The sequence below is a fragment of the Pseudomonas sp. ESBL9 genome (assembly GCF_036668715.1).
Classification (GTDB): domain Bacteria; phylum Pseudomonadota; class Gammaproteobacteria; order Pseudomonadales; family Pseudomonadaceae; genus Aquipseudomonas; species Aquipseudomonas lundensis.
This window is the reverse complement of the sequence record NZ_JAZEVV010000039.1, coordinates 1-279: the sequence shown is the minus strand read 5'-3', so window position 1 is coordinate 279 and position 279 is coordinate 1. Positions and strand designations below refer to the sequence as shown.

Genomic DNA, 279 nt, shown 5'->3' with positions numbered 1-279 from the left:
CAGCCTAAATCGTCGTCTCCGGCGGTCGCGGCATGCAGAACGGCGACAACTTCAAACACCTGTACGCACTGGCCGACAAACTGGGCGCTGCCGTGGGTGCGTCCCGTGCCGCGGTTGACGCCGGTTTCGTACCGAACGACATGCAGGTGGGCCAGACCGGCAAAATCGTTGCGCCACAGCTGTACATTGCGGTCGGTATTTCCGGCGCGATCCAGCATTTGGCGGGCATGAAAGACTCCAAAGTGATCGTAGCGATCAACAAGGACGAAGAAGCGCCGA

The 279-nt window shown here is 60.2% G+C and carries 1 pseudogene; it reads left to right on the top strand.

Annotation, left to right across the window (positions count from 1 at the left end):
* Nucleotides 1-8: 8 nt before the first annotated feature.
* Nucleotides 9-279: pseudogene (locus V6F78_RS22330) on the top strand (electron transfer flavoprotein subunit alpha/FixB family protein); the annotation flags it as partial.